The organism is Neobacillus muris (genome assembly GCF_943193175.1).
GTDB classification, from domain to species: Bacteria; Bacillota; Bacilli; order Bacillales; family Cytobacillaceae; genus Neobacillus; species Neobacillus muris.
This window is the reverse complement of record NZ_CALPDF010000046.1, coordinates 1-19,527: the sequence shown is the minus strand read 5'-3', so window position 1 is coordinate 19,527 and position 19,527 is coordinate 1. Positions and strand designations below refer to the sequence as shown.

Annotated in this window: 16 protein-coding genes and 1 other RNA gene; 6 read left to right on the top strand and 11 right to left on the bottom strand. The window is 41.4% G+C overall.

Annotated elements, in window-relative coordinates:
• The first annotated feature begins 67 nt into the window (after positions 1-67).
• The 4 genes from NFS43_RS20820 to NFS43_RS20805 all read left to right on the top strand — a co-directional run bounded on the left by NFS43_RS20820 (position 68) and on the right by NFS43_RS20805 (position 2,962).
• Positions 68-250, top strand: a complete 183-nt coding sequence (locus tag NFS43_RS20820) for a hypothetical protein (protein WP_251554732.1) — start codon at positions 68-70, stop codon at positions 248-250.
• Between the two features lie 407 nt (positions 251-657).
• A complete protein-coding gene (locus NFS43_RS20815; RefSeq protein WP_251554731.1) occupies positions 658-807 on the top strand; it encodes a cytochrome c oxidase subunit 2A in 150 nt (49 codons plus the stop codon).
• Positions 808-827: 20 nt separating this feature from the next.
• On the top strand, positions 828-1,307 hold the full coding sequence (locus tag NFS43_RS20810) for a cytochrome c oxidase subunit II (protein WP_251554730.1): 480 nt from the start codon (positions 828-830) through the stop codon (positions 1,305-1,307).
• Positions 1,304-2,962 (top strand): b(o/a)3-type cytochrome-c oxidase subunit 1, encoded by a 1,659-nt coding sequence (locus NFS43_RS20805; protein ID WP_251554729.1) that lies wholly within the window; start codon positions 1,304-1,306, stop codon positions 2,960-2,962. Before NFS43_RS20810 ends, NFS43_RS20805 begins: the two co-directional genes overlap by 4 nt.
• 65 nt (positions 2,963-3,027) lie before the next feature.
• Here the strand turns inward: NFS43_RS20805 and NFS43_RS20800 are convergent, their stop codons facing one another.
• Positions 3,028-4,530 carry a carboxypeptidase M32 gene (locus tag NFS43_RS20800; RefSeq protein WP_277613987.1) on the bottom strand — a complete coding sequence of 501 codons (1,503 nt, stop codon included), beginning with the start codon at positions 4,528-4,530 and terminating at the stop codon, positions 3,028-3,030.
• A gap of 306 nt (positions 4,531-4,836) precedes the next feature.
• Complete coding sequence (locus tag NFS43_RS20795; RefSeq protein WP_251554727.1) at positions 4,837-7,197, bottom strand: nitric-oxide reductase large subunit; 2,361 nt, start codon at positions 7,195-7,197, stop codon at positions 4,837-4,839.
• A 207-nt stretch (positions 7,198-7,404) separates the two neighbouring features.
• On the opposite strand from NFS43_RS20795, the gene NFS43_RS20790 reads away from it, so the two are divergent.
• A complete protein-coding gene (locus NFS43_RS20790) occupies positions 7,405-8,097 on the top strand; it encodes a Crp/Fnr family transcriptional regulator (RefSeq protein WP_251554726.1) in 693 nt (230 codons plus the stop codon).
• 36 nt (positions 8,098-8,133) lie between these two features.
• Here NFS43_RS20790 and NFS43_RS20785 read toward each other — a convergent pair whose 3' ends face one another.
• From NFS43_RS20785 to hcp, 9 genes are all read right to left on the bottom strand, one after another.
• Positions 8,134-10,062 (bottom strand): ATP-dependent DNA helicase, encoded by a 1,929-nt coding sequence (locus NFS43_RS20785; RefSeq protein ID WP_251554751.1) that lies wholly within the window; start codon positions 10,060-10,062, stop codon positions 8,134-8,136.
• Between the two features lie 65 nt (positions 10,063-10,127).
• On the bottom strand, positions 10,128-11,273 hold the full coding sequence (locus NFS43_RS20780; RefSeq protein ID WP_251554725.1) for a THUMP domain-containing class I SAM-dependent RNA methyltransferase: 1,146 nt from the start codon (positions 11,271-11,273) through the stop codon (positions 10,128-10,130).
• Positions 11,274-11,462: 189 nt separating this feature from the next.
• Positions 11,463-11,860, bottom strand: an RNA gene (gene rnpB / locus NFS43_RS20775) — RNase P RNA component class B.
• Between the two features lie 79 nt (positions 11,861-11,939).
• On the bottom strand, positions 11,940-12,242 hold the full coding sequence (gene gpsB / locus NFS43_RS20770; protein WP_251554749.1) for a cell division regulator GpsB: 303 nt from the start codon (positions 12,240-12,242) through the stop codon (positions 11,940-11,942).
• A 128-nt stretch (positions 12,243-12,370) separates the two neighbouring features.
• Positions 12,371-12,976, bottom strand: coding sequence for an SLOG family protein (locus tag NFS43_RS20765; RefSeq protein ID WP_251554724.1), 606 nt, complete (start codon positions 12,974-12,976; stop codon positions 12,371-12,373).
• An 80-nt stretch (positions 12,977-13,056) separates the two neighbouring features.
• Positions 13,057-13,416, bottom strand: coding sequence for a CotD family spore coat protein (locus NFS43_RS20760; protein WP_251554723.1), 360 nt, complete (start codon positions 13,414-13,416; stop codon positions 13,057-13,059).
• Between the two features lie 335 nt (positions 13,417-13,751).
• Positions 13,752-15,011, bottom strand: a complete 1,260-nt coding sequence (locus NFS43_RS20755; RefSeq protein ID WP_251554722.1) for a ribonuclease H-like domain-containing protein — start codon at positions 15,009-15,011, stop codon at positions 13,752-13,754.
• Positions 15,002-17,305, bottom strand: coding sequence for a DEAD/DEAH box helicase (locus NFS43_RS20750; protein ID WP_251554721.1), 2,304 nt, complete (start codon positions 17,303-17,305; stop codon positions 15,002-15,004). Before NFS43_RS20750 ends, NFS43_RS20755 begins: the two co-directional genes overlap by 10 nt.
• A gap of 180 nt (positions 17,306-17,485) precedes the next feature.
• Positions 17,486-18,775 carry a hydroxylamine reductase gene (gene hcp, locus NFS43_RS20745; protein ID WP_251554720.1) on the bottom strand — a complete coding sequence of 430 codons (1,290 nt, stop codon included), beginning with the start codon at positions 18,773-18,775 and terminating at the stop codon, positions 17,486-17,488.
• Between the two features lie 188 nt (positions 18,776-18,963).
• Here hcp and NFS43_RS20740 point away from each other — a divergent pair, with 188 nt between their 5' ends.
• Entirely contained in the window at positions 18,964-19,443 is a 480-nt protein-coding gene (locus NFS43_RS20740) for an Hsp20/alpha crystallin family protein (protein ID WP_251554718.1), read from the top strand.
• Positions 19,444-19,527: the final 84 nt, after the last annotated feature.

Genomic DNA, 19,527 nt, shown 5'->3' with positions numbered 1-19,527 from the left:
TCCCATTGTATGTATAGAAATCCCCTTAAAACAAAAAAAGCTCCCTCAGCCAGAGGAAGCAAACGTTTTGAAGGTTGTTGTTGTGCATGTCTATTATAACGTGATTGATCTATTCTTTCATTATCTAAACATTTCCATTCTCAAATCGAGCTATATGCCAGGCCGCTGCCTGGCTCGTTTTCTTTCTTATGGCCGTAATTATCGGTTAAGGGTTACCTTCTTTCTGATTGCTTTTGGACTTCTATTTTAATTTCTTTGCTTGCAAGAATTCCGCAGACCTCACAATATTGCCGTTTATTATACAAAAGCCGACAATGCTCGCAATAATACTTAATCATCTTCATCACCATAGCATCAGTTTTTTTATTCTTCCTATATCATATTTCCATCACTGGCAGAATGTGACTCTAGCGCATTATCCACATTACACCCCTTGATCACTGGAGCAAAATGATAGTTCACATTCCCGCCACAATTACCATCCTTTGATGTGATATAAATCACTGTTGCATCAGTTTTTTACCTTTAACATGTTAGATATATAAGGAATGAACACTTTGTGAACTTTCCAATTTCATATTTTACTTTCAGAATTGTTTTGTATTATGAAAGAGAACTTATCTTTTTTTGCTAAAATGCTGAAGGGAGTGTAGGGGGATGGCGAAAGCGGAACTAAAAGCGAATCAGAAAACGGAAGTAGAAGACAGCTCTTCATTAAAAGGGACACTTGCCTCCGTTTTCTTTGTAGGATTATTTATTGTAGTGACTTGGGTAAGTGTCTACTATTTATTCGTTGACCGTTTCTAAGAATTAAGGGGGGGAAAAAAATGCATATTCATAAGTTTGAAAAAATTTGGCTTATTTTCGGTATAAGCTGCCTCGTCATTTTTTTATCTGTTGTAGGCGTAAGTGCCTTCTATCTAGGCAATAAACCGCCAAGCTGTTTAGCAACTATAAATCCTGAAAAAGTGGATGAGACGAAGCCTTTCAATAAACCTGGCCTTCATAAGGTAGAAGGAAAGGAATGGGATTACGAGCTGGTATATGTAGCGCAGGCATTTTCCTATAATCCAGCCCAAGTAGAGGTTCCGCTTGGAGCAAAAGTAAAAGTAATAGCCACCACAAAGGACGTCATTCATGGATTCGAAGTGGCAGGAACAAATATCAACATGATGCTTGAACCTGGCTATATCAGCGAATATACAACAACATTTGATAAAGCAGGAGAATATTTAATTGTGTGTAACGAGTACTGCGGTTCCGGCCACCATTTAATGTTCTCAAAGATTGAGGTGGTAGAAAAATGATAAACACAGCAGCTGAAAAAATAAAAGTCGACCCGCGTGATGCTAAACTTTCTATGGCACATTTTTTCGTTGCCTTTGCCGCCCTTGCGATCGGCGGATTGATGGGACTACTGCAAACACTGGTGCGTTCAGGAAAATTTGAATTGCCGCTTGGAATTGGCTATTATCAGCTATTAACCGTGCACGGCATTATGATGGGACTTATCTTAACGACCTTCTTTATTATGGGTTTTCAATATGCTGCAGTCAGCAGAACGGCAGGAACCCATTCGAATGCAGCAAGAAGGACAGGATGGATCGGTTTTTGGTTAATGACGATTGGTACAGCCATGGCAGCAACCATGGTACTGCTAAATGAAGCTTCCGTTCTTTATACCTTCTATGCCCCTTTAAAAGCACATTGGATTTTCTATTTGGGATTGACCTTTGTGGTAGTTGGAAGCTGGGTAGATGGTGCTGCCCAAATTATGACCTACGCAAAATGGCGCAAAAACAACCCTGGAAAACCGAGCCCATTATTGAGTTTTATGGCGGTTATTAACACCGTATTATGGATTGTGGCAACACTTGGTGTTGCATCGACTGTATTATTCCAGTTGCTTCCATGGTCACTTGGCTGGGTTGATACAGTGGATGTTCTTGTGAGCCGGACTTTATTCTGGTATTTTGGCCATCCATTAGTGTATTTCTGGCTGCTGCCAGCTTATATGTGCTGGTATGCCATCATTCCCAAAATTATCGGCGGGAAAATTTTCTCTGATTCATTGGCCCGTATGTCATTCATCATGTTTCTGTTGTTTTCTATTCCCGTTGGTTTCCATCACCAATTAACGGAACCTGGAATTGATCCTGCTTGGAAATTTATACAGGTCATTTTAACGTTTATGGTTGTCATCCCATCTCTAATGACTGCCTTCTCCTTATTTGCTACTTTTGAGAGATACGGACGTTCCAAAGGTGCAAAAGGACTGTTCGGCTGGTTTAAGGTACTTCCTTGGAATGACGCCCGGTTTACAGTTCCATTTATTGGTATGGCTTCATTTATCCCAGCTGGGGCTGGAGGAATTGTGAATGCTTCTAACCAAATGGACCAGGTGGTTCATAACACCATCTGGGTAACAGGACACTTTCACTTAACGGCTGCTACGTCTGTCGTATTAACATTCTTTGGCATTTCCTACTGGCTTGTTCCTCATCTAACAGGCCGAAAATTAACAAAATCGATGAATAAACTGGCCATTATCCAAGGCTGGGTTTGGTTTATCGGAATGGTGTTTATGTCAGGTGCCATGCATATTGAAGGCCTTTTAGGCGGTCCAAGACGTTCGGCTTTCTCCACATATGGCGGCTCTTCTCAGGCGGCTGAATGGATTCCCTATCAAATTGCACAGGCAGTTGGCGGTTCCATTCTATTCCTAGGGATTATTTTAGTTCTCATAATCTTTATTAATCTTGCTTTCTTTGCTCCAAAAGGCGAGGAGGAATTCCCTGTAGGTGAAGCGGAACAATCTGAAGCTGCCGCACCAATGGTATTTGAGAACTGGAAACTATGGCTGGGCATAACAGCTGTTCTCATTTTATTTGCTTACACCATTCCGTTCATTGATATTATTCAAAATGCCCCTCCAGGTTCTAAAGGATTCAAAACTTGGTAAAAGATTCAAAAGGCCCCAATCGAAATCGATTGGAGCCTTTTTTTATGGATTGACAAATAAACCGGTCAATTTAACTGATAGACCTCTCCATATTTTTCGTAAAGATAATCAATTAAGTACTTGGCATTTAATCCCTCTCCCGTGACATCACGCAAGATCTCCAGTGGTTTTTTCAGTTTTCCGTACTGATGAATATGATTGGTCAGCCACTCTTGAATGGGCTTCAATTGTCCGTCTTCAACCAGCGAATCATAATTAGGCAGATCGTCCAGCATCTTATGCTTAAATTGCGCTGCATACATATAGCCTAAAGCGTATGAGGGAAAGTAGCCAAAGCTTCCTCCAGCCCAATGGACATCTTGAAGGACACCCTCCGCATCATTTTTTGGACGTATTCCTAAATATTGATGATACATGTTGTTCCAAACCTCTGGAAGATCCGCTACGGCAATCTCATCATTAAACAGCCCTTTTTCAATTTCGTAACGGATCATTATGTGCAGCGGATATGTTAATTCGTCCGCTTCAATGCGGATAAGCGAAGGCTTGGACTCATTAATCGCCCGGTAGAAATTCTCAATGTCAATGCCGTCAAACTGTCCGCTGGCATATTTTTTCAATAAGCCATAGTTGTGTTTCCAGAAAGATAAGCTCCGCCCAACCATATTTTCATAGAATAAGGATTGGGATTCATGAATCCCCATGGAAGTCCCTGAACATAGAGGTGTCCCTATCAGATCCTTAGAAATATTTTGTTCGTAAATGGCATGTCCCCCTTCATGAATAGTTCCAAATACGGCTGTTCGAAAATCATTTTCATCGTATTTGGTTGTAACGCGGACATCTCCAGGATTTAATCCGGTAGCAAAAGGATGAACCGTTTCATCCAGCCTCCCAGCCTCAAAATTGAATCCAATATGGGCAAGAAGCTCTATACTTAACTTGCGCTGATTTTCCTTGCTAAATGGTTGAAACAAGAAATCCGTTCTTGGCTTATTTGGGGAATCTGAAATTTTCCGAACGAGCGGCACAATTTTTTCCTTTAATTCGCTAAATACCTCGTCCAATACTTCAACGGTCATTCCTGGCTCATATTGATCGAGAAGAACATTATATTTATTTCCCTGGTATCCCCAATAACCAATAAACCGTTTTGTCGTTTCAACCAATTTTTCTAAATATGGTTGAAACATGGAGAAATCCGATTTTGCTTTGGCCTCTTCCCATACACTTTCTGCTTTTGATTGCAGGACAACAAACTCTCTGTACTCTTCTGCAGGTATTTTTTTATTCTGCTCGTAATTTTTTTTACACTCTTCCAAGATCTTTCGTGTCTTGACTGGTAAGGCAGCCTTTGAAAGGGTAGCAAGATAGGCTGCCATTTCTTCAGAGGTTGACATTTTAAATACCTCTCCAGACAACATCCCAATTACTTCAGATCGTTGGTCAACGCCCTGTTTTGGCGCTCCTGTTCTTATGTCCCAGTAAAGCAAACCTATTGCTTCATGGTAAGCCGTCATCTTTCTGGCATAATCGAGAAATTCCTTTTCCGGATCTACATGGTTCATTGAAATTATCCCCCTTTTAACTATAAATTTTATCATAGTTTTCTGATATTATAATAAGTATAGGGCTAAAAAAATAGAGACTGAGTCTCTGGCGATTTTTACATTAGCCACTTTCCCAATAGGAGATAAATAGTATGAAAGAATATATCGGCTGCTGTTTATACTGCAAAAAAGAAATTTATTGTCTAGACGGGTTTTTCAATGGGGTACATACAGAAACAAAAGACCTTTTATGCTTTGACTGCTTTGAAAAACAGGAAAAACAGAAAGAAGATCCGCAAAGGTAGCCAATGCGGATCTTCCCTATTATTCTTCAACAGATAAGTCTTTGACAGGAAGCCTTTCTTCTTCTTTGTGGGTAGGCTTACGTAAATGGAATAGAGCTTTAATACAGAACAGCACTAAGATCACCACGCCAACCAAGAAAATAGTGTCCGGGATTGCCCGCCATGTTAAAATGGTTTGTACGGCATCCTTTTGAAGGAATGACGCAGAACGTGACGCAGCATATCCGTTATCGAACGCTTCCTTGATTTGCATAATACCTACCGGCAGCAAGGAGAAGAACACCATTCCAGCTAAACCGATGTTTAATAAGATACAGCTGATTTTTAACCACTTATCCTTCCAGAATTCAGGTTTCACAATATTTCTTAACGAGTATAACAACACAGCCACGGCAAACATGCCATAAACACCCATCATGGAGCCATGTCCATGTGCAGGAGTCAAGAATTGTCCGTGCTCAAAATAGGCCACAGCCGGCAAGTTAATCAAAAATCCTAATACGCCTGCTCCAACCAAGTTCCAAATGGCCACAGAGATCAAGAACCAGAATGATCCCTTGAAAGGGAAATCCACCCCGCCGTCACGCATCATTTTATATTGATCGTACGCTTCAAGGATTAATAAAGTTAATGGGATGACTTCCATCGCTGAGAAAACAGCTCCTAGTCCAATCCAAACCTCTGCAGAGCCATTATAGTAATAATGGTGCCCAATTCCGATGACGCCGCTTCCCAGCAGTAAAATCAATTGGAAATATAATTGTCTCACAGTAGACTTTTTCGTTACCAATCCTAATTGAACTAATAAGAAGCCGATCACCACAACAGCAAACACTTCAAAAATCCCTTCTACCCAAAGGTGAATGATCCACCAGCGCCAATAATCGGCAAAGGTAAAGCTGGTTCCAGGATTAATAAACAAGGCAAAAACATAGAATGCTGGTACAGCTATCGCCGAATAGAATAGCAGGTGAATCAGTCCGCCCTTATCCGTTTCCCGTTTCAATCCTGCCTTTACCCCGCGGAATACGATAAACAGCCAAATTAACATACCAACAATCAGAATCAGCTGCCAGACACGGCCCAGCTCGATATATTCCCAGCCCGTATGTCCAAACAAGAACCATTGGTTTCCTAGTTTGCCATTGGCCCCGAGCCACTCACCAATCATGCTTCCGCCGACTAGCACAACAAGTGCCCAGAATAATATATCGACCAATAATCCTTGTTTCTTAGGTTCATAGCCTCCTACGAGCGGTGCCACATATATGCCCATACCAAGCCAAGCTGTGGCAATCCAGAAAATCGCCAATTGCAGATGATAGCCTTTTGTAATATTAAACGGAAGAATATCATGGATCCACTTAATGCCAAAGAAGCTGTCAGGTTCGATATAATAGTGTGCCAACAAGGCACCAAACATACATTGAACAAAGAATAATACCGTCACGATTGTAAAATATTTGCCTGTTTTCACTTGCGAACTCGTTACAGGTATTTTTCGCAAGTCAATATTAGGAAACTCGCCTTCCTTATAGGCTTCCTGCATCCCAAATTTATAGCGGTAAAAGAAAAATAAGATCAGCCCTAGCATCACGAGGAAGATCGTAATGCTCGCGCCGCTCCACCAAACAGCCGAAAATGACAGCTGGTTGCCGGCGTCTTCATAATACGGCCAGTTATTGGTATAGGTTATTTTATCTCCTTCCCTGACTGTACTGGAAAGCCAGGCAGTCCAAAAGAAGAAATCAGAGATTTGCTTGATTTGGTCCCCAGACGCCACATATGCACGATCATTTTTAGGCATATCTGAATCCTTAATGAGATTTGGCTTTAGTCCCCAGCCATCACCTTTTGTAAAAATCTCTTGATAATGTGCTCTTACCTGTTTAAGTCCGTACTCTTGCGCAGCAGTAAGCTTTAATGTATCTTTGCTGGCATTATAGCGGTTTTTTCGCATTTCAGTGATTACCTGATTTTTTATGACTGCTTTTTCGTCTTCATTTAAGGCAGAAAACTTTTTGCCAAACTGTTGGTCAGCTTTATAGTCCTGCATACCTTCTGTATAGATTTTTAACGATTCAGCCGTATAGTCTGGACCCATATACGATCCGTGACCCAGAACTGTACCATAGTCCATCAATCCATATTTTTGCCAAACCGCTTGACCGCCCATAATGGATTCTTTTGTGAACAACACCTTCCCTTGTTCGTTCGTTACCTCGAGCGGTCTCGGTGCCTGCTCCTTAAAAATCCAGTATCCACCGCCAAGCAAGACGGTGAAGCTAAGCAAGATGACAACAATTAAAATAGATTTTAATAAGGCGTTTTTCTTTTCTTTTACCGCCGTTTTAACTGGAGTATTATGCTTTATTTCCATCCAAAGCCACCCTTTCAATATTTATCACATAGTTATTGTAGCGTTCATAAGTCAGTCACAAAGTGAAGCTTCTCATCATTTTCCTGTGATATTTAGCACTCTATTGAGAATTATTTTCATTATCTATGATGATGTTCACATATTAGACGATTCGTTTAGTGTTACAATATAATGAAGGAATGAATTAGTAATATGAAGGTGATGAAAATGAAGCAAGAAGATATTAAAGCGAGGCTTTCCCGAGTGCCCCTTTTCAAGGAGCTTTCTGATGATGAATTGGAGCAAATTGTTAGAATTGCCCAGACACGGCTTTATAGAAATAAAATGTATGTTTTTATGCAGGACGATCCGCTTGATCGGGTATTTTTTATTCAAAGCGGCAAAGTGAAAATCTATAAAACCGATTTCTCCGGCAAGGAGCAGATCGTTTCCATTTTGGAAGCAGGTGAAATGTTTCCGCACACTGGATTTTTTAGCAAAGGCCGATACCCTGCAATGGCGGAAATAATGGAAGACGCTGTTTTAATCGTCATTCCGATCGACCAATTTGAAAAAATCCTCCTTTCTTATCCGGAACTTAGTGTAAAGCTGTTTAGAGTGATGGGAGAGAAAATAATCGATCTGCAGGCAAGATTAGAAGCACAAATTCTTCATAATACATTCGAACAAATTGTTTTGCTGCTTATCAGGTTATGTAAAACAAATGGAAAAAAATCGGGCGGCCACTATAAGTTAACAACACAATTTACCAACCGTGAATTGGCCAATATGATTGGAACCTCTCGTGAAACGGTCAGCCGAACCGTCAATCTTTTAAAAAAGAAAAATTTAATTGTTCAGGATGATGAAGGAAATTACTTGATTGATCCTGAAACGCTGCAGCAAGAGCTGTTTAATTAAGAAAGAGGAAGCATTTCTGCTTCCTCTTTCTTAATTTTAGTTGATTTCCAAAGGTTTTACCGGCAATATGCGGTAAATTTTCTGCAGGACATCCTCTGTGATATTTTTTTCGACCATGATATGGACAGTTCCTTGATCAGCTTCACCCCTAATTAAACGTCCAATCCCTTGTCTCAACCTGAGGAGCATATACGGCAAATCCACTTCACTAAATGGATCCTCTGCTCCCTCACGTTTTGCAATAAAGACTGGATCATGCGGCGGGTATGGAAGGGAAAATATCAAAACATTTTCAAGAGACCTTCCCGGGATATCTAGCCCTTCCCACAGATGCATTGAACAAAGGATGGCATGCTCCTCGTTTTGAAACTTAGAAACAAGCGTGCTGATTTCCTCATCCCCTTCAAAATATACAGGGAAAGGAAGCTCCGCATGCAATAATTTGGATTTTATTTGGGCCATTTCCGCTTTTGTGTTTAACAGAATGAGCGCCCTTCCTTCTGATTGAATGATTTGCTCTGTCAAATAATCGAGCTTTTTATCTGTTTCCACTTTATGAAACTTAGGAAGATACACCTTCATCTTTTCTTCATACTCAAAAGGAGAGTTAACCGAGAAGGACAAATAATCCAAAATCCCAAGGCTTGATGCAATGTAATCAAACGAGCTTTCATTTGACAGTGTGGCTGAAGAAAAAATATAAGGCTTTTTCTGTGAAAAGACCTCTTCCTGCAGCACATCAGCGACGAGTTTCGGCATAATGACTAGAGTCCGTTCGCTGCCGGTTTCTTCAAACCATGTAATTCCATTGAGTTCCTGAAGAAAAAGGGATAAAGAATAGGTGATTTGTTCCAAATACTCTTCCACAATTTTCAAATCATATTCATTTATAACAAATAATTCACTTTCAAAGACAAGTTCTTCTTCTAATTGCTGCAGAGTGGAGTGTAATTTCCGGCACGCTCTCATTACTAATGGATGCTTATGGATCAGCTGTTTCTCCGAGCTATCAGATTTAGAGGAAAATTGGGAGATCGCATTAAAAAATGATTCATTATCCAAAATTGCTTCCTCAATCGTATTTAATGTCCGTTCACGAACATCATTTTCCATTAACCTTGTAAGCAAAGTTTCCAGTGTATATTCAGTGAAGCGGTAACTCAGCGCTTTTTGGGCAGCATATTCCAATAAATGCCCCTCATCAAAGACTACAGAGGAATATTCGGGGAGCAACGGCAGCTGCCCTTCCCGTCTCCTGGAATTCTTTGTCCAAACATGCTTCATATAAAAGTCATGCGAGCATATGATCAAATCTTTAGCATGACGGTAATATTCCCGGTTCAATGTAAGACCGCAGCGATGGCGTTTATCACAGGCAAAACAATCCTGCAACGGATCCCAGTTTACGCTTTCCCACACCTCATCAGACAGTTCTGGAAACTCCCGCCTGTCTCCATACCTTGTGAATGTCTGCATAGAACCGCCAGTATGCACAAAGACTGGCAATTGCTGATAAATAAGGTCCGTTTCCTCAGAAAACTGGATTCTTCCCTTTTCAAGTTTATTGAGACACAAATATTGTTCTTCAGATTTTGCCAGTCGGACATCAATGCTCAATCCCAGTATTTGCTCTAGCTTGGCGATGTCTCCCTCTTTTTTCACCAGCTGCTCGATTAACGTTTCATCTGCACAGGCAATCACGGCAGGACGATTTGTATAGCGTGCGTACATAATGGAATAGAGCAGATAAACAATGGTTTTCCCCGTGCCGACACCGGCTTCCGCAAACATTACCTGTTTATCCTTAAAGGCCTTTTCCAGCTGGTAGGCCATAAAAATTTGTTCGTCCCGGACTTCAAACCCGGATTCCGGCAAGATATCGTAAAATACATCCCCTATCCATTGGCTTAGTTGATCATAAAATGACTCTGTTTTAGAAACGGTAAACGGAATGCGCTCCTGCATCTGCATCTAATCCCTCCAAAAAGAATAGCGCCGTAACGACGCCAATTCCATCCCTCTATTTATTATTATTGCCTATCCTGACGCGGAGGCTTTTTCCCCCAATATTGATAAAAATCGGTTTTAATAAAACCATTAAATAGCTTTCTTTTTTTGGTTGCAGGTCTTCCATAAAGCTCTTCAAAGTTTTCATTTGAGGTTAGAATGTAAATCGACCATGTATCAAGCTTACTAAAAGTCTGGCCCATTTCCCGGTACATCTGTTCAACCTCACTTTTCTCTCCGAGCCTCTCGCCATACGGCGGATTGCCGATTATCACTCCATTTTCTTTTTTGACGGTTAGATCCTGCACCCGCATTTGTTTAAACTGGATAACGTCTGCCAACCCGGCCTCAAATGAATTTTCCGAAGCAATGGTTACCATGCGATGATCTATATCTGAACCTGTAATATCCAGCGGCTGGTCATATTTGGCCAAATCTTCCGCCTCATTACGGACATCCCGCCAAACTTTTTCCGGCATCCAATGCCAGCTTTCCGAAACAAACTCACGATTAAAACCTGGAGCGATATTTTGTCCAATCATTGCTGCTTCAATAGGAATCGTTCCTGAACCGCAAAATGGATCAATAAACGGACGGTCAGGATGCCAATTGGTCAGCATGACAAGGGCAGCAGCAAGCGTCTCCTTTAATGGAGCAGCGCCTTGGGAGGCACGGAATCCCCGCTTATGGAGGCCCTGTCCGCTCGCGTCAATCGTGATTGTTGCCACGTCTTTTAATAATGCAACTTCAATACGATATAACGCCCCATTTTCCTCAAGCCAGCCCGTTTTCTTATAATGTTGTTTCATTCGTTCCACAACGGCCTTCTTCACAATTGCCTGGCAATCGGATACACTAAATAGTTTCGACTTGACCGACTTTCCCGTTACTGGGAACTCAGCGTTTTCAGGCAAAAACTGCTCCCATGGCAGTGCTTTTGTCTTTTCAAACAATTCATCAAAGGTAAAAGCTTTAAACTCGCCTACAATCACCTTAATCCGGTCAGCGGTGCGCAGCCATAAATTGCTCCTTGCAATGGCATATTCATCTCCGGTGTAAATCACTTTCCCATTTTCCACTTTACAGTCATACCCCAGCGCCCGGACTTCTTTAGCCACTAAAGCCTCAAGTCCCATTGCTGCCGTAGCAATAATTTGATATGTTCCCATTATTTCACCCTTAAGCTTTCACTTTTGTATGTATGGTAAGTCCTTATAGCTCCAAACCGGGAGCAAAGGCGTTTAGTTCCATTATGTTCATATTTCTTTTCGCAAATTCAAACAGGATATAAAACATATAAAAAGCCCTCCAGCAGGAGAGCCATTACTATTTACCAAATAACTTATCCATTAATAACGTTCTATAAGCCATGTTCTGTACCAAAGTACTTCAAGCGACCATTAAAGTCTCGTACTATGGCGGTAACCATCTATCTACAGATTCACAAGGAATCTGTCCTTCTCCTTGTTCATTTCCTCAGAGAAAGCGCCCCTACCATAATTTGGGTTTCTCGCTCGCGGGGTTTACCCGTTCCACCCTTTCCATTTCTGGAAAGGCTACGTCACTGTGGCACTTTTAAAGGTATTCATACCATATCCTAAACGGACTTAGGTATTTTCCCAGCCGTCAGCCAAGAATCTTGGCTGCCCTAGCTTATTTTTTCACTAGGCACGAACACTACGGACGTCTCAGTCCGTGCGAGCATGGACTTTCCTCTGCAGCTTGCATATGCTACCTGCAGCGATTACCCGAACGTCATTAACGCACATGTCTTATTATATGTATTTCCTACAATTTATTCAATGGCTATTAATAGGAAATTACAGCACAATTTGTTAATCATATAACTTACTGCCAAAAACATGCTTTTCGAGATTGGACAACCGTTTTAATATGTCAAAATTAGTTGTGCCTGCCGGCTGTGCAACAGGCTGCCTTTTGGCTGTTTCTTCAAGCTGCTTGCGCAGCCTTAAATTTTCCTGTTGAAGTTCCTCTATTTCTTGCTGAAACGTTCCATAATCTTTAATGATTAAATCTAAAAATTTATCAACTTCTTCTTGTTTATAGCCACGTACCCCTGACTTAAACTCTTTCTCCAAAATATCTTTTGCTGTTAATTTTATTTTATCTGACAGCATTCTAATCACCTCGATATTCGCCAATCATTACTTTCTATTTTTTCAAAAATATGCAGTTTTGTCAATTTTCATTTGGCAAAACCGTTTTAATCATTAAATTTGCTTCTAAATATGTATATGTGGTTGGTTTAAAAATCTGCCTGTTTTAATTGTTCTTCTTCAACAATCACTTGCAGGTCATAAAAAGTGATCAGTTCGATTTGATACTCATGATTTTTTTTGTATTGTACGGCTAACTCATATAAATATTTAGGGCTGCCTTCCTTTTCTTGGTCATATAACAGGAGCATGCCCTGGCTTTTCTCAATAAAAAATTGATTTTTCAACCGAAATTGCCATGGTTTTTCATACCCTTTTTTTGTAACAGATTCTACAAAATCTGCCTGCATCAGGACAGATTCATACCATTCTTTGTTATCTTCCTTCCAAGAGGCTTCCTGCTCCAGGAACGGAGTAATGACCGCTAGCTTTAATTCGGGATATTCCAACTGAAGTTCAAAAACAACTTCTGCAGCCCAAAGCTCTACTCCCAGCTGCCCGCTGATTAACACCCATTCCAACCCCTCTTCGACTTTCGGAAGCAAGCTTTTCTTAATCGCGCCCTTTATATAAGTGACAGAAGGATGATCCCTCTTAAAAATTCCAAGTTCAAATGGCTTATAGCCAGAAATGACCAAAACATTTTTCAAAGCGGGTTCTCCTTTATATTCATTTTTTGAAAAATGGACAATCATTTTGATGTTTACAGCATATCATATTAATGTAAAAACAATAAAAAACAAGGGCTAAAAAGCCCCTGCATAGATCATTCCTATCAAGGCCTGCGGCCCATAAATGGTCCGGGCCCAAAGCCTGGACCGCCCATTCCAAAGCCCGGTGCCATGTTTGGCATTGCATTTGGCAAAGCATTTGATGCCGGCATTGCTGCAGGTGCAGCGGCTGGCATCGCCATTCCAGGAGCACATGTGTTGCAGCAATTAATTTGCTGATGGCAGACATTTTCCGCACAAGAAGCAGTCTGTGGACAATAGTGTTTATGCTGAAACATATGATGATTTACAGTTGTCGTATGAACTGGATGGATGTGCGGCACCACCGTAGTAGAAAAAGTATGATTCACAAGATTCGTGGTCGGATGAATGACTGGCGGGGCAAAATTAGTTCCAAGATACATAACTTGCTCTCCTTCCTTTCGTTTATTTCTGCTTACATTAACAGCCTATGAAAGGAGGATTACTCTTGTACTAATGAAAACACCTATTTTTCGCCTATAAAAAGGAATAAAAGCTGTCTTTCAACCCCGTTAAAACAACTGCCGTTAAACATACAACAACAAAGAATAGAAACAAAATAGCTTTATACATATTTCCCAGCTCCATAAATTTATCACGTTTATTTACTTCACACAATTTAAAATTGTACATCGTAAATCGGTGTTAGACAATATGGAATTACTGGATTTTGAGTGCAAATTTCAACATTTTTTAATCTTATTCGTTAAAAATAAATTCATAAATATTTTGTGAGCTTTTGAAGCAATCGGTTATGTCTCTTTTCAAGCTGCTCCAAGGTGGATTTATTTAGCGAATTTACCAGATGACTTTTCATTGCAAGATGAATGGCTTTCTCACAGAATTGAGCCGCAAGCTGCAAATCCTTTAGCCGATGCTCATAGATAATGGCCAATTCGGTAAAGGCTTTGAGCTGCTCCATTTCCCCGCCACAGCGTGCTGCCTCTAAAAACAATTGGCGGGCCATCACATAATTATGATCTTTTTTATGCTGGTAAGCTAAAGTCAGCATGGCTTGGCACGAGGTTTGGTCATGTACCGATGTCAATTTTGTTAATACCTTTTCAGCTTGATGTTTTTCCCCTAAGGCAGCAAACCACCGGCCTACTTCATACGTTTCTTTTCTAGTCTGATTCTGGTCCTTCCCGCATAATTGAAAGGTTAAATGCGTGTACAAGGTGACAAGCGACAGTATATCCAGCTCATTATGCTTTAAAATCCCCAGCATCCCTTCAGGCTGTTTGCTTTCAATAAAATCGAAGTAAATCATCGGTGCCAAATATCCAGGTATGTCATCCGTTCTCTCAACTCCAAGAACATCTTGTTCGACATTGGTTAACTTTATCCGGTCCAGCTTGTGCTTCCATAACCTTCTAGCCGCATGATAAATATCAAAATGGCCAAACTCGGGCAGCTTTGGCACATGCTCTCTTACAAGAGTATGCCGGGTCTTAACTTGCGGCCAATCGAATGACTTTCCATTATAGGTAACAAGCGTCTTATAATTGACACTTTCCAAAAAGCTTTGATAAAGAGGAACTTCAGCACCCGGATGCGGCAGAATATGCTGGCGTAAAATTAGCTTTTCGCCAGAAACGCTGGCATAGCCCAGCAAAAAAATCACATTTCCAGTACCTCCCCCGAGCCCTGTCGTTTCCGTATCAAAGAAAAACAATTCTTCTGCCGCAAAACCTTTAGCTGACAAAGGATGGTTTATCCCTTCACGGTTCCAAACATCCACGGCTGATAGAAAATCGCGAAAACAATAATGCCCATGCTTTTGATCAAGCGGATAGGACACTTCTCGGATGAGACAATAACCCTGGTCAAAATAGTACGGGGCCACCTGCTCGGCCTGCCACTTTTCCAAAAAGGGGACGTCAATGGATGGAGGCGCTGGTTTAAAGGATGGAGGCTCCGGCTGATTTCCAACAGACAGGTGAGGTTTTAGCCGGTTCAGTTTATTCTTTAAGGACATCGCTGCACTTCCTCTTTCGAAACGAAAGCATGGTCAAAGGCATTGATGATGGCCAATGCATCTTGTTTTGCGGTTTTGCTTACTGTATCGGTCCCAATGCATGACGGGCAGCCTGATTCACATTGGCAGTGAGCAATCATTTCCTCAGCTTCCTTAAACACATGAGCCATATCGCCATAAATTTTTTCACTTAAACCAATTCCTCCCGGATACCGGTCGTAAAAGAATATTGTTGGCTTTTCATTATGATCCGCTTTTACTTGAGGAATGACATGAATATCCTGCGGGTCAGCCATCACGAATAAAGGGGCTATATGGTTAAGGGCATGTGCCGCCCCAACCAGTCCCTGCTCCGTTCTCTCCTGTCCCAATTCAGTTAATGGCTTATTCAAAGAAATCCATGCTGCATTCGTATGGAGTTCCTCCTCCGGCAGATGAATCGGGCCAGAGCCGATGTTTTCATGGGTTTCAAATTTAATTTTTTTAAAGATGGTGGCCATGGCCCTGACACTAACATCGCCAAATCCCGCTTCCGAAGCACGATTGGTTTGAAATTTATCTACTTCCAGCACCTTTAATTGCACAGCTAAATTGGCATCTGTATAGTAATCGACTGCCACTTCCCGAACAAACGCTTTTTTCTCTTCCCAATCAAGTTTTTCCACTTGATACTGGGTGCCCTGATGCAAGTAAATGGCTTCTTCATGGAGCAATGTCATGGATGAAAAACGGTCCATTTCTCCGATTACTCTTGCCTTGGCAACATCGGTAATGTCGACAATAACGACATTTTCTTGGGAGGCCGACCGCAAACTGATATTATGCGCCGGAAAAGAATCGTTCATCCAGTACCATTTCTCTCCATTTTGATACAACACTCTTTCCTCCGTTAAATATTCCAATAGCTCCTCGGTCTCCACCCTGCCAAACGATTCACCCTTCTTGAATGGCAGCTCATAAGCGGCACATTTCAGATGATCGATTAAGATAATTAGATTATCAGGATGTATCCTGGCTGTTTCCGGGCTTTTATTAAAAAAGTAATCCGGATGCTGAATGATATATTGGTCAAGCGGGCTTGAGCTAGCCACCATGATCACAAGTGCCTCACCATGCCTCCGCCCTGCTCTTCCGGCTTGCTGCCAGGCGCTTGAAATAGTGCCTGGATACCCTGTCATCACGCAAACCTGAAGCTGCCCGATATCGACTCCTAGTTCGAGCGCATTCGTTGAGACGACACCATAGATGTCGCCGGAGCGCAGCCCTTTTTCAATTTTACGCCGCTCCGTTGGCAGATAGCCTCCCCGATAGCCCATGATCGATTTAGGCCCTAATTGGTTGTTTACTAATTCCTGCAGATACGTGAGAATAATTTCAACCCTGACCCTGCTTCTGGCAAAAACAATGGTTTGGATTTTATTTTTCAACAGTTCGCCGGCAATATTCCTGACTTCAAGAGTGGCGCTTCTGCGAATATTTAATGGTTTATTCACAATAGGCGGGTTATAAAAGACAAAATGTTTGGTTCCGCTAGGTGCCCCATTGTTATCAATCAGCTCCATTGATTCTTCCGTTAACCGTTCAGCTAATTCAAGCGGATTGGCAATCGTGGCCGAAGTGCATATAAACACCGGATGGCTTCCATAATACTCGCAAATCCGTTTTAACCTTCTGATTACATTAGCTACATGACTGCCAAATACGCCCCTATACGTGTGCAGCTCGTCAATCACAACAAACTGCAGGTTTTCAAACAAGGACACCCATTTTGTATGATGCGGCAGGATTGCAGAATGCAGCATATCAGGATTGGTGATCACGACATGCCCCGCCTGTCTGACCCGCTGACGGATATTGGCAGGGGTATCACCATCATATGTATAGCTGTTGATATCAAGGCCTGCAGATTGGATCAGTTCATTCATCTCACTTTTTTGGTCCTGGGCAAGTGCTTTTGTCGGGAACATGTAGAGTGAGCGTGCATTGGGATTATTCAGGATTGTTTGCAAAACAGGCAGATTATAGCATAAGGTTTTCCCCGAAGCTGTAGGGGTTACTGCCACTGCACTTTTTCCTGAGATTATTTTATCGTATGCAGTCCTTTGATGGGTATATAGCTGTTCAATGCCTTTATTCAGGAGCGCTTCCTTTAATAACGGATGCAAGTTTTCCGGCAATGGAACAGTTTGCGGCTTTGTTTCTGGAATGGTATGCCATGCCACAATATTATCTTTAAACTTATCGCTAGTTTTTAATTCTTGCACCAGTTCTTGAAGGTTTTTTCTTAACTTCATGTATCTCACCTCAATACCCTTATTCTAGCGAATAAACGTTCGCGAAAAAAGTAAAATAAATAGTTTTATATAAAAAAATGAACGGTAGTATTTTCCAAATGAAAAATGGCGGAATTTAAATAAAGACACCGCAGCAAATAAAATGCTGCGGTGTCTTATTTCATAGAGGGGAGCAGGAGATTATAGTGAAAGCATTGCCTGCATATCTTCTTGGGCGGTGCCGATTAATTTTAGGTTAAAGGTTTCTTGAAGGACTGTTAATACACCCTCTGAAATAAACTCAGGAGGTTTTGGCCCTATCCGGATATCTTGGATTCCTAGGCTGAACAATCCTAATAGAATAGCGACCGCTTTTTGTTCAAACCATGATAACACGATGCTGACAGGCAATTCATTTACTTCACAGCCAAATGCGTCAGCCAATGCCATGGCAATTTTCACGGTTGAAACGGAATTGTTGCACTGTCCCAAATCGATATAACGAGGAATGTTGGTGCCTGGAACCACGCCGTAGTCCACGTCATTAAATCTGAATTTACCACAGGAGGTAGTCAAGATGACAGCTTCCGGAGGTAATGAAGTGGCCAATTCACGATAGTACTCGCCGCCTTTTCCTGGAGCGTCACATCCTGCGATCACAAAGAACCGTTTGATTTTTCCTGCTTTAACTGCATCAATGACTTCTGGAGCCAAACCTAGAACCGTCTCATGGTGGAAGCCAGTAAGCAATGTTTCATCTGATTCAATATCGGCTTCTGGAAGCTCCAAAGCCCGTTCAATTAATGGAGTAAAATCATCGTTTACTATCTTCTGGACATTTTCAAGGCCTGCTACTTCATAGGAGAACATCCGGTCAGCATAAGTGCCTTTAATTGGCATTACACAATTGGTCGTAGCCAAAATGGCTCCAGGGAATTTTTCAAACAGCCGGCGCTGGTCATACCAGGCCTTTCCGATATTTCCCTTTAAATGAGGATATTTCTTTAATGCCGGATAACCATGGGCAGGCAGCATCTCGGAATGTGTATAGATATTGATGCCTTTTCCTTCCGTTTGCTTTAATAATTCCTCTAAGGCAAATAGATTATGTCCTGTTACCACGATCGATTTGCCTTCGATTTTGTTTTGGCTGACACGTATTGGCTGCGGAATTCCTAATCGTTCGGTATGGGCCTTATCCAAAAGCTCCATCACGCGTACAGCTGACTGTCCAACCTTCATGGCCATGTCGATATGCTCTTGAAGATTAAAATTTGAATTTGTTAATGTCATATACAGCGCTTCATGCGTCACTGTATCGACAAATGGATCGGTATATCCCAATTGATTGGCATGGGTACGGTAGGCAGCTATCCCCTTTAATCCAAAAATAATAGTGTCTTGCAGGCTGGCTATGGTTTCATCTTTTCCGCAAACACCAATCACTTTACAACCACCTGTTGGTGTCTGTTCACATTGATAACAGAACATGGCATTCCCTCGCTTTTTTTATTTTCCTTTAAAGAATACCGTTACTTCTCATACAGTTTATGTGATGTACATCACACAACTACCATTGTTCATATAATTGTCATGGATTTAGGTTGGTTTTTATTAACCTGATTAGAGGTCCCGGCATATATTATTGTGTGAATTTTTCAAAAAACGGGGGTACTAGTATGTCTAATCTTCCAAGCGACAAAAATAATGGAAAGAATCCATTACCTGAGCCCTTTGGTGATTTATTTCAATCGATCAATCAGTTTTTTCATGAAAAGCCGGTGAGAGGTTTTCTGCAATCCATCGATGATTTTTTTTCTACTCCATTTCCATTTCAGCCAGGATTCCATGTAGATACAGCGGAAACAGATAATGAGTATATTGTGTCGGCCGAACTCCCTGGTGTTAAAAAGGAACAAATCCATTTGCATACATCAGGCAGCACCTTGACCATCTCGATAGAAAATAAAGAGCTGGAAACAACGGAAGACGAACACAACAGCATTTATCGGCGCAAATATGTGCACAAGCAGTCATCCCGCACCATTGTCCTGCCCACAATGATTAATGAAAAAAAAATTAAAGCCTCCTATCGCGACGGATTATTAAAAATCCGAATTCCCCGTGACAAAGGAAATATTATTCAAATAGAAGAATAATTATATGTAATAAAGTAGGGAAACCTTTCTCAAGGCTTCCCCCTTATCAAACCGTACGTGCCCTACTAAGGCATACGGCTTACC

What these genes read in the sequence shown, in the direction of transcription:
- NFS43_RS20815 (WP_251554731.1), top strand. Translation starts at nt 658, where the DNA reads ATGGCGAAAGCGGAACTAAAAGCGAATCAGAAAACGGAAGTAGAAGAC.
- NFS43_RS20810 (WP_251554730.1), top strand. Translation starts at nt 828, where the DNA reads ATGCATATTCATAAGTTTGAAAAAATTTGGCTTATTTTCGGTATAAGC.
- NFS43_RS20805 (WP_251554729.1), top strand. Translation starts at nt 1,304, where the DNA reads ATGATAAACACAGCAGCTGAAAAAATAAAAGTCGACCCGCGTGATGCT.
- NFS43_RS20800 (WP_277613987.1), bottom strand. Translation starts at nt 4,530, where the DNA reads ATGAACCATGTAGATCCGGAAAAGGAATTTCTCGATTATGCCAGAAAG.
- NFS43_RS20795 (WP_251554727.1), bottom strand. Translation starts at nt 7,197, where the DNA reads ATGGAAATAAAGCATAATACTCCAGTTAAAACGGCGGTAAAAGAAAAG.
- NFS43_RS20790 (WP_251554726.1), top strand. Translation starts at nt 7,405, where the DNA reads ATGAAGCAAGAAGATATTAAAGCGAGGCTTTCCCGAGTGCCCCTTTTC.
- NFS43_RS20785 (WP_251554751.1), bottom strand. Translation starts at nt 10,062, where the DNA reads ATGCAGGAGCGCATTCCGTTTACCGTTTCTAAAACAGAGTCATTTTAT.
- NFS43_RS20780 (WP_251554725.1), bottom strand. Translation starts at nt 11,273, where the DNA reads ATGGGAACATATCAAATTATTGCTACGGCAGCAATGGGACTTGAGGCT.
- gpsB (WP_251554749.1), bottom strand. Translation starts at nt 12,242, where the DNA reads ATGCTGTCAGATAAAATAAAATTAACAGCAAAAGATATTTTGGAGAAA.
- NFS43_RS20765 (WP_251554724.1), bottom strand. Translation starts at nt 12,976, where the DNA reads ATGATTGTCCATTTTTCAAAAAATGAATATAAAGGAGAACCCGCTTTG.
- NFS43_RS20760 (WP_251554723.1), bottom strand. Translation starts at nt 13,416, where the DNA reads ATGTATCTTGGAACTAATTTTGCCCCGCCAGTCATTCATCCGACCACG.
- NFS43_RS20755 (WP_251554722.1), bottom strand. Translation starts at nt 15,011, where the DNA reads ATGTCCTTAAAGAATAAACTGAACCGGCTAAAACCTCACCTGTCTGTT.
- NFS43_RS20750 (WP_251554721.1), bottom strand. Translation starts at nt 17,305, where the DNA reads ATGAAGTTAAGAAAAAACCTTCAAGAACTGGTGCAAGAATTAAAAACT.
- hcp (WP_251554720.1), bottom strand. Translation starts at nt 18,775, where the DNA reads ATGTTCTGTTATCAATGTGAACAGACACCAACAGGTGGTTGTAAAGTG.
- NFS43_RS20740 (WP_251554718.1), top strand. Translation starts at nt 18,964, where the DNA reads ATGTCTAATCTTCCAAGCGACAAAAATAATGGAAAGAATCCATTACCT.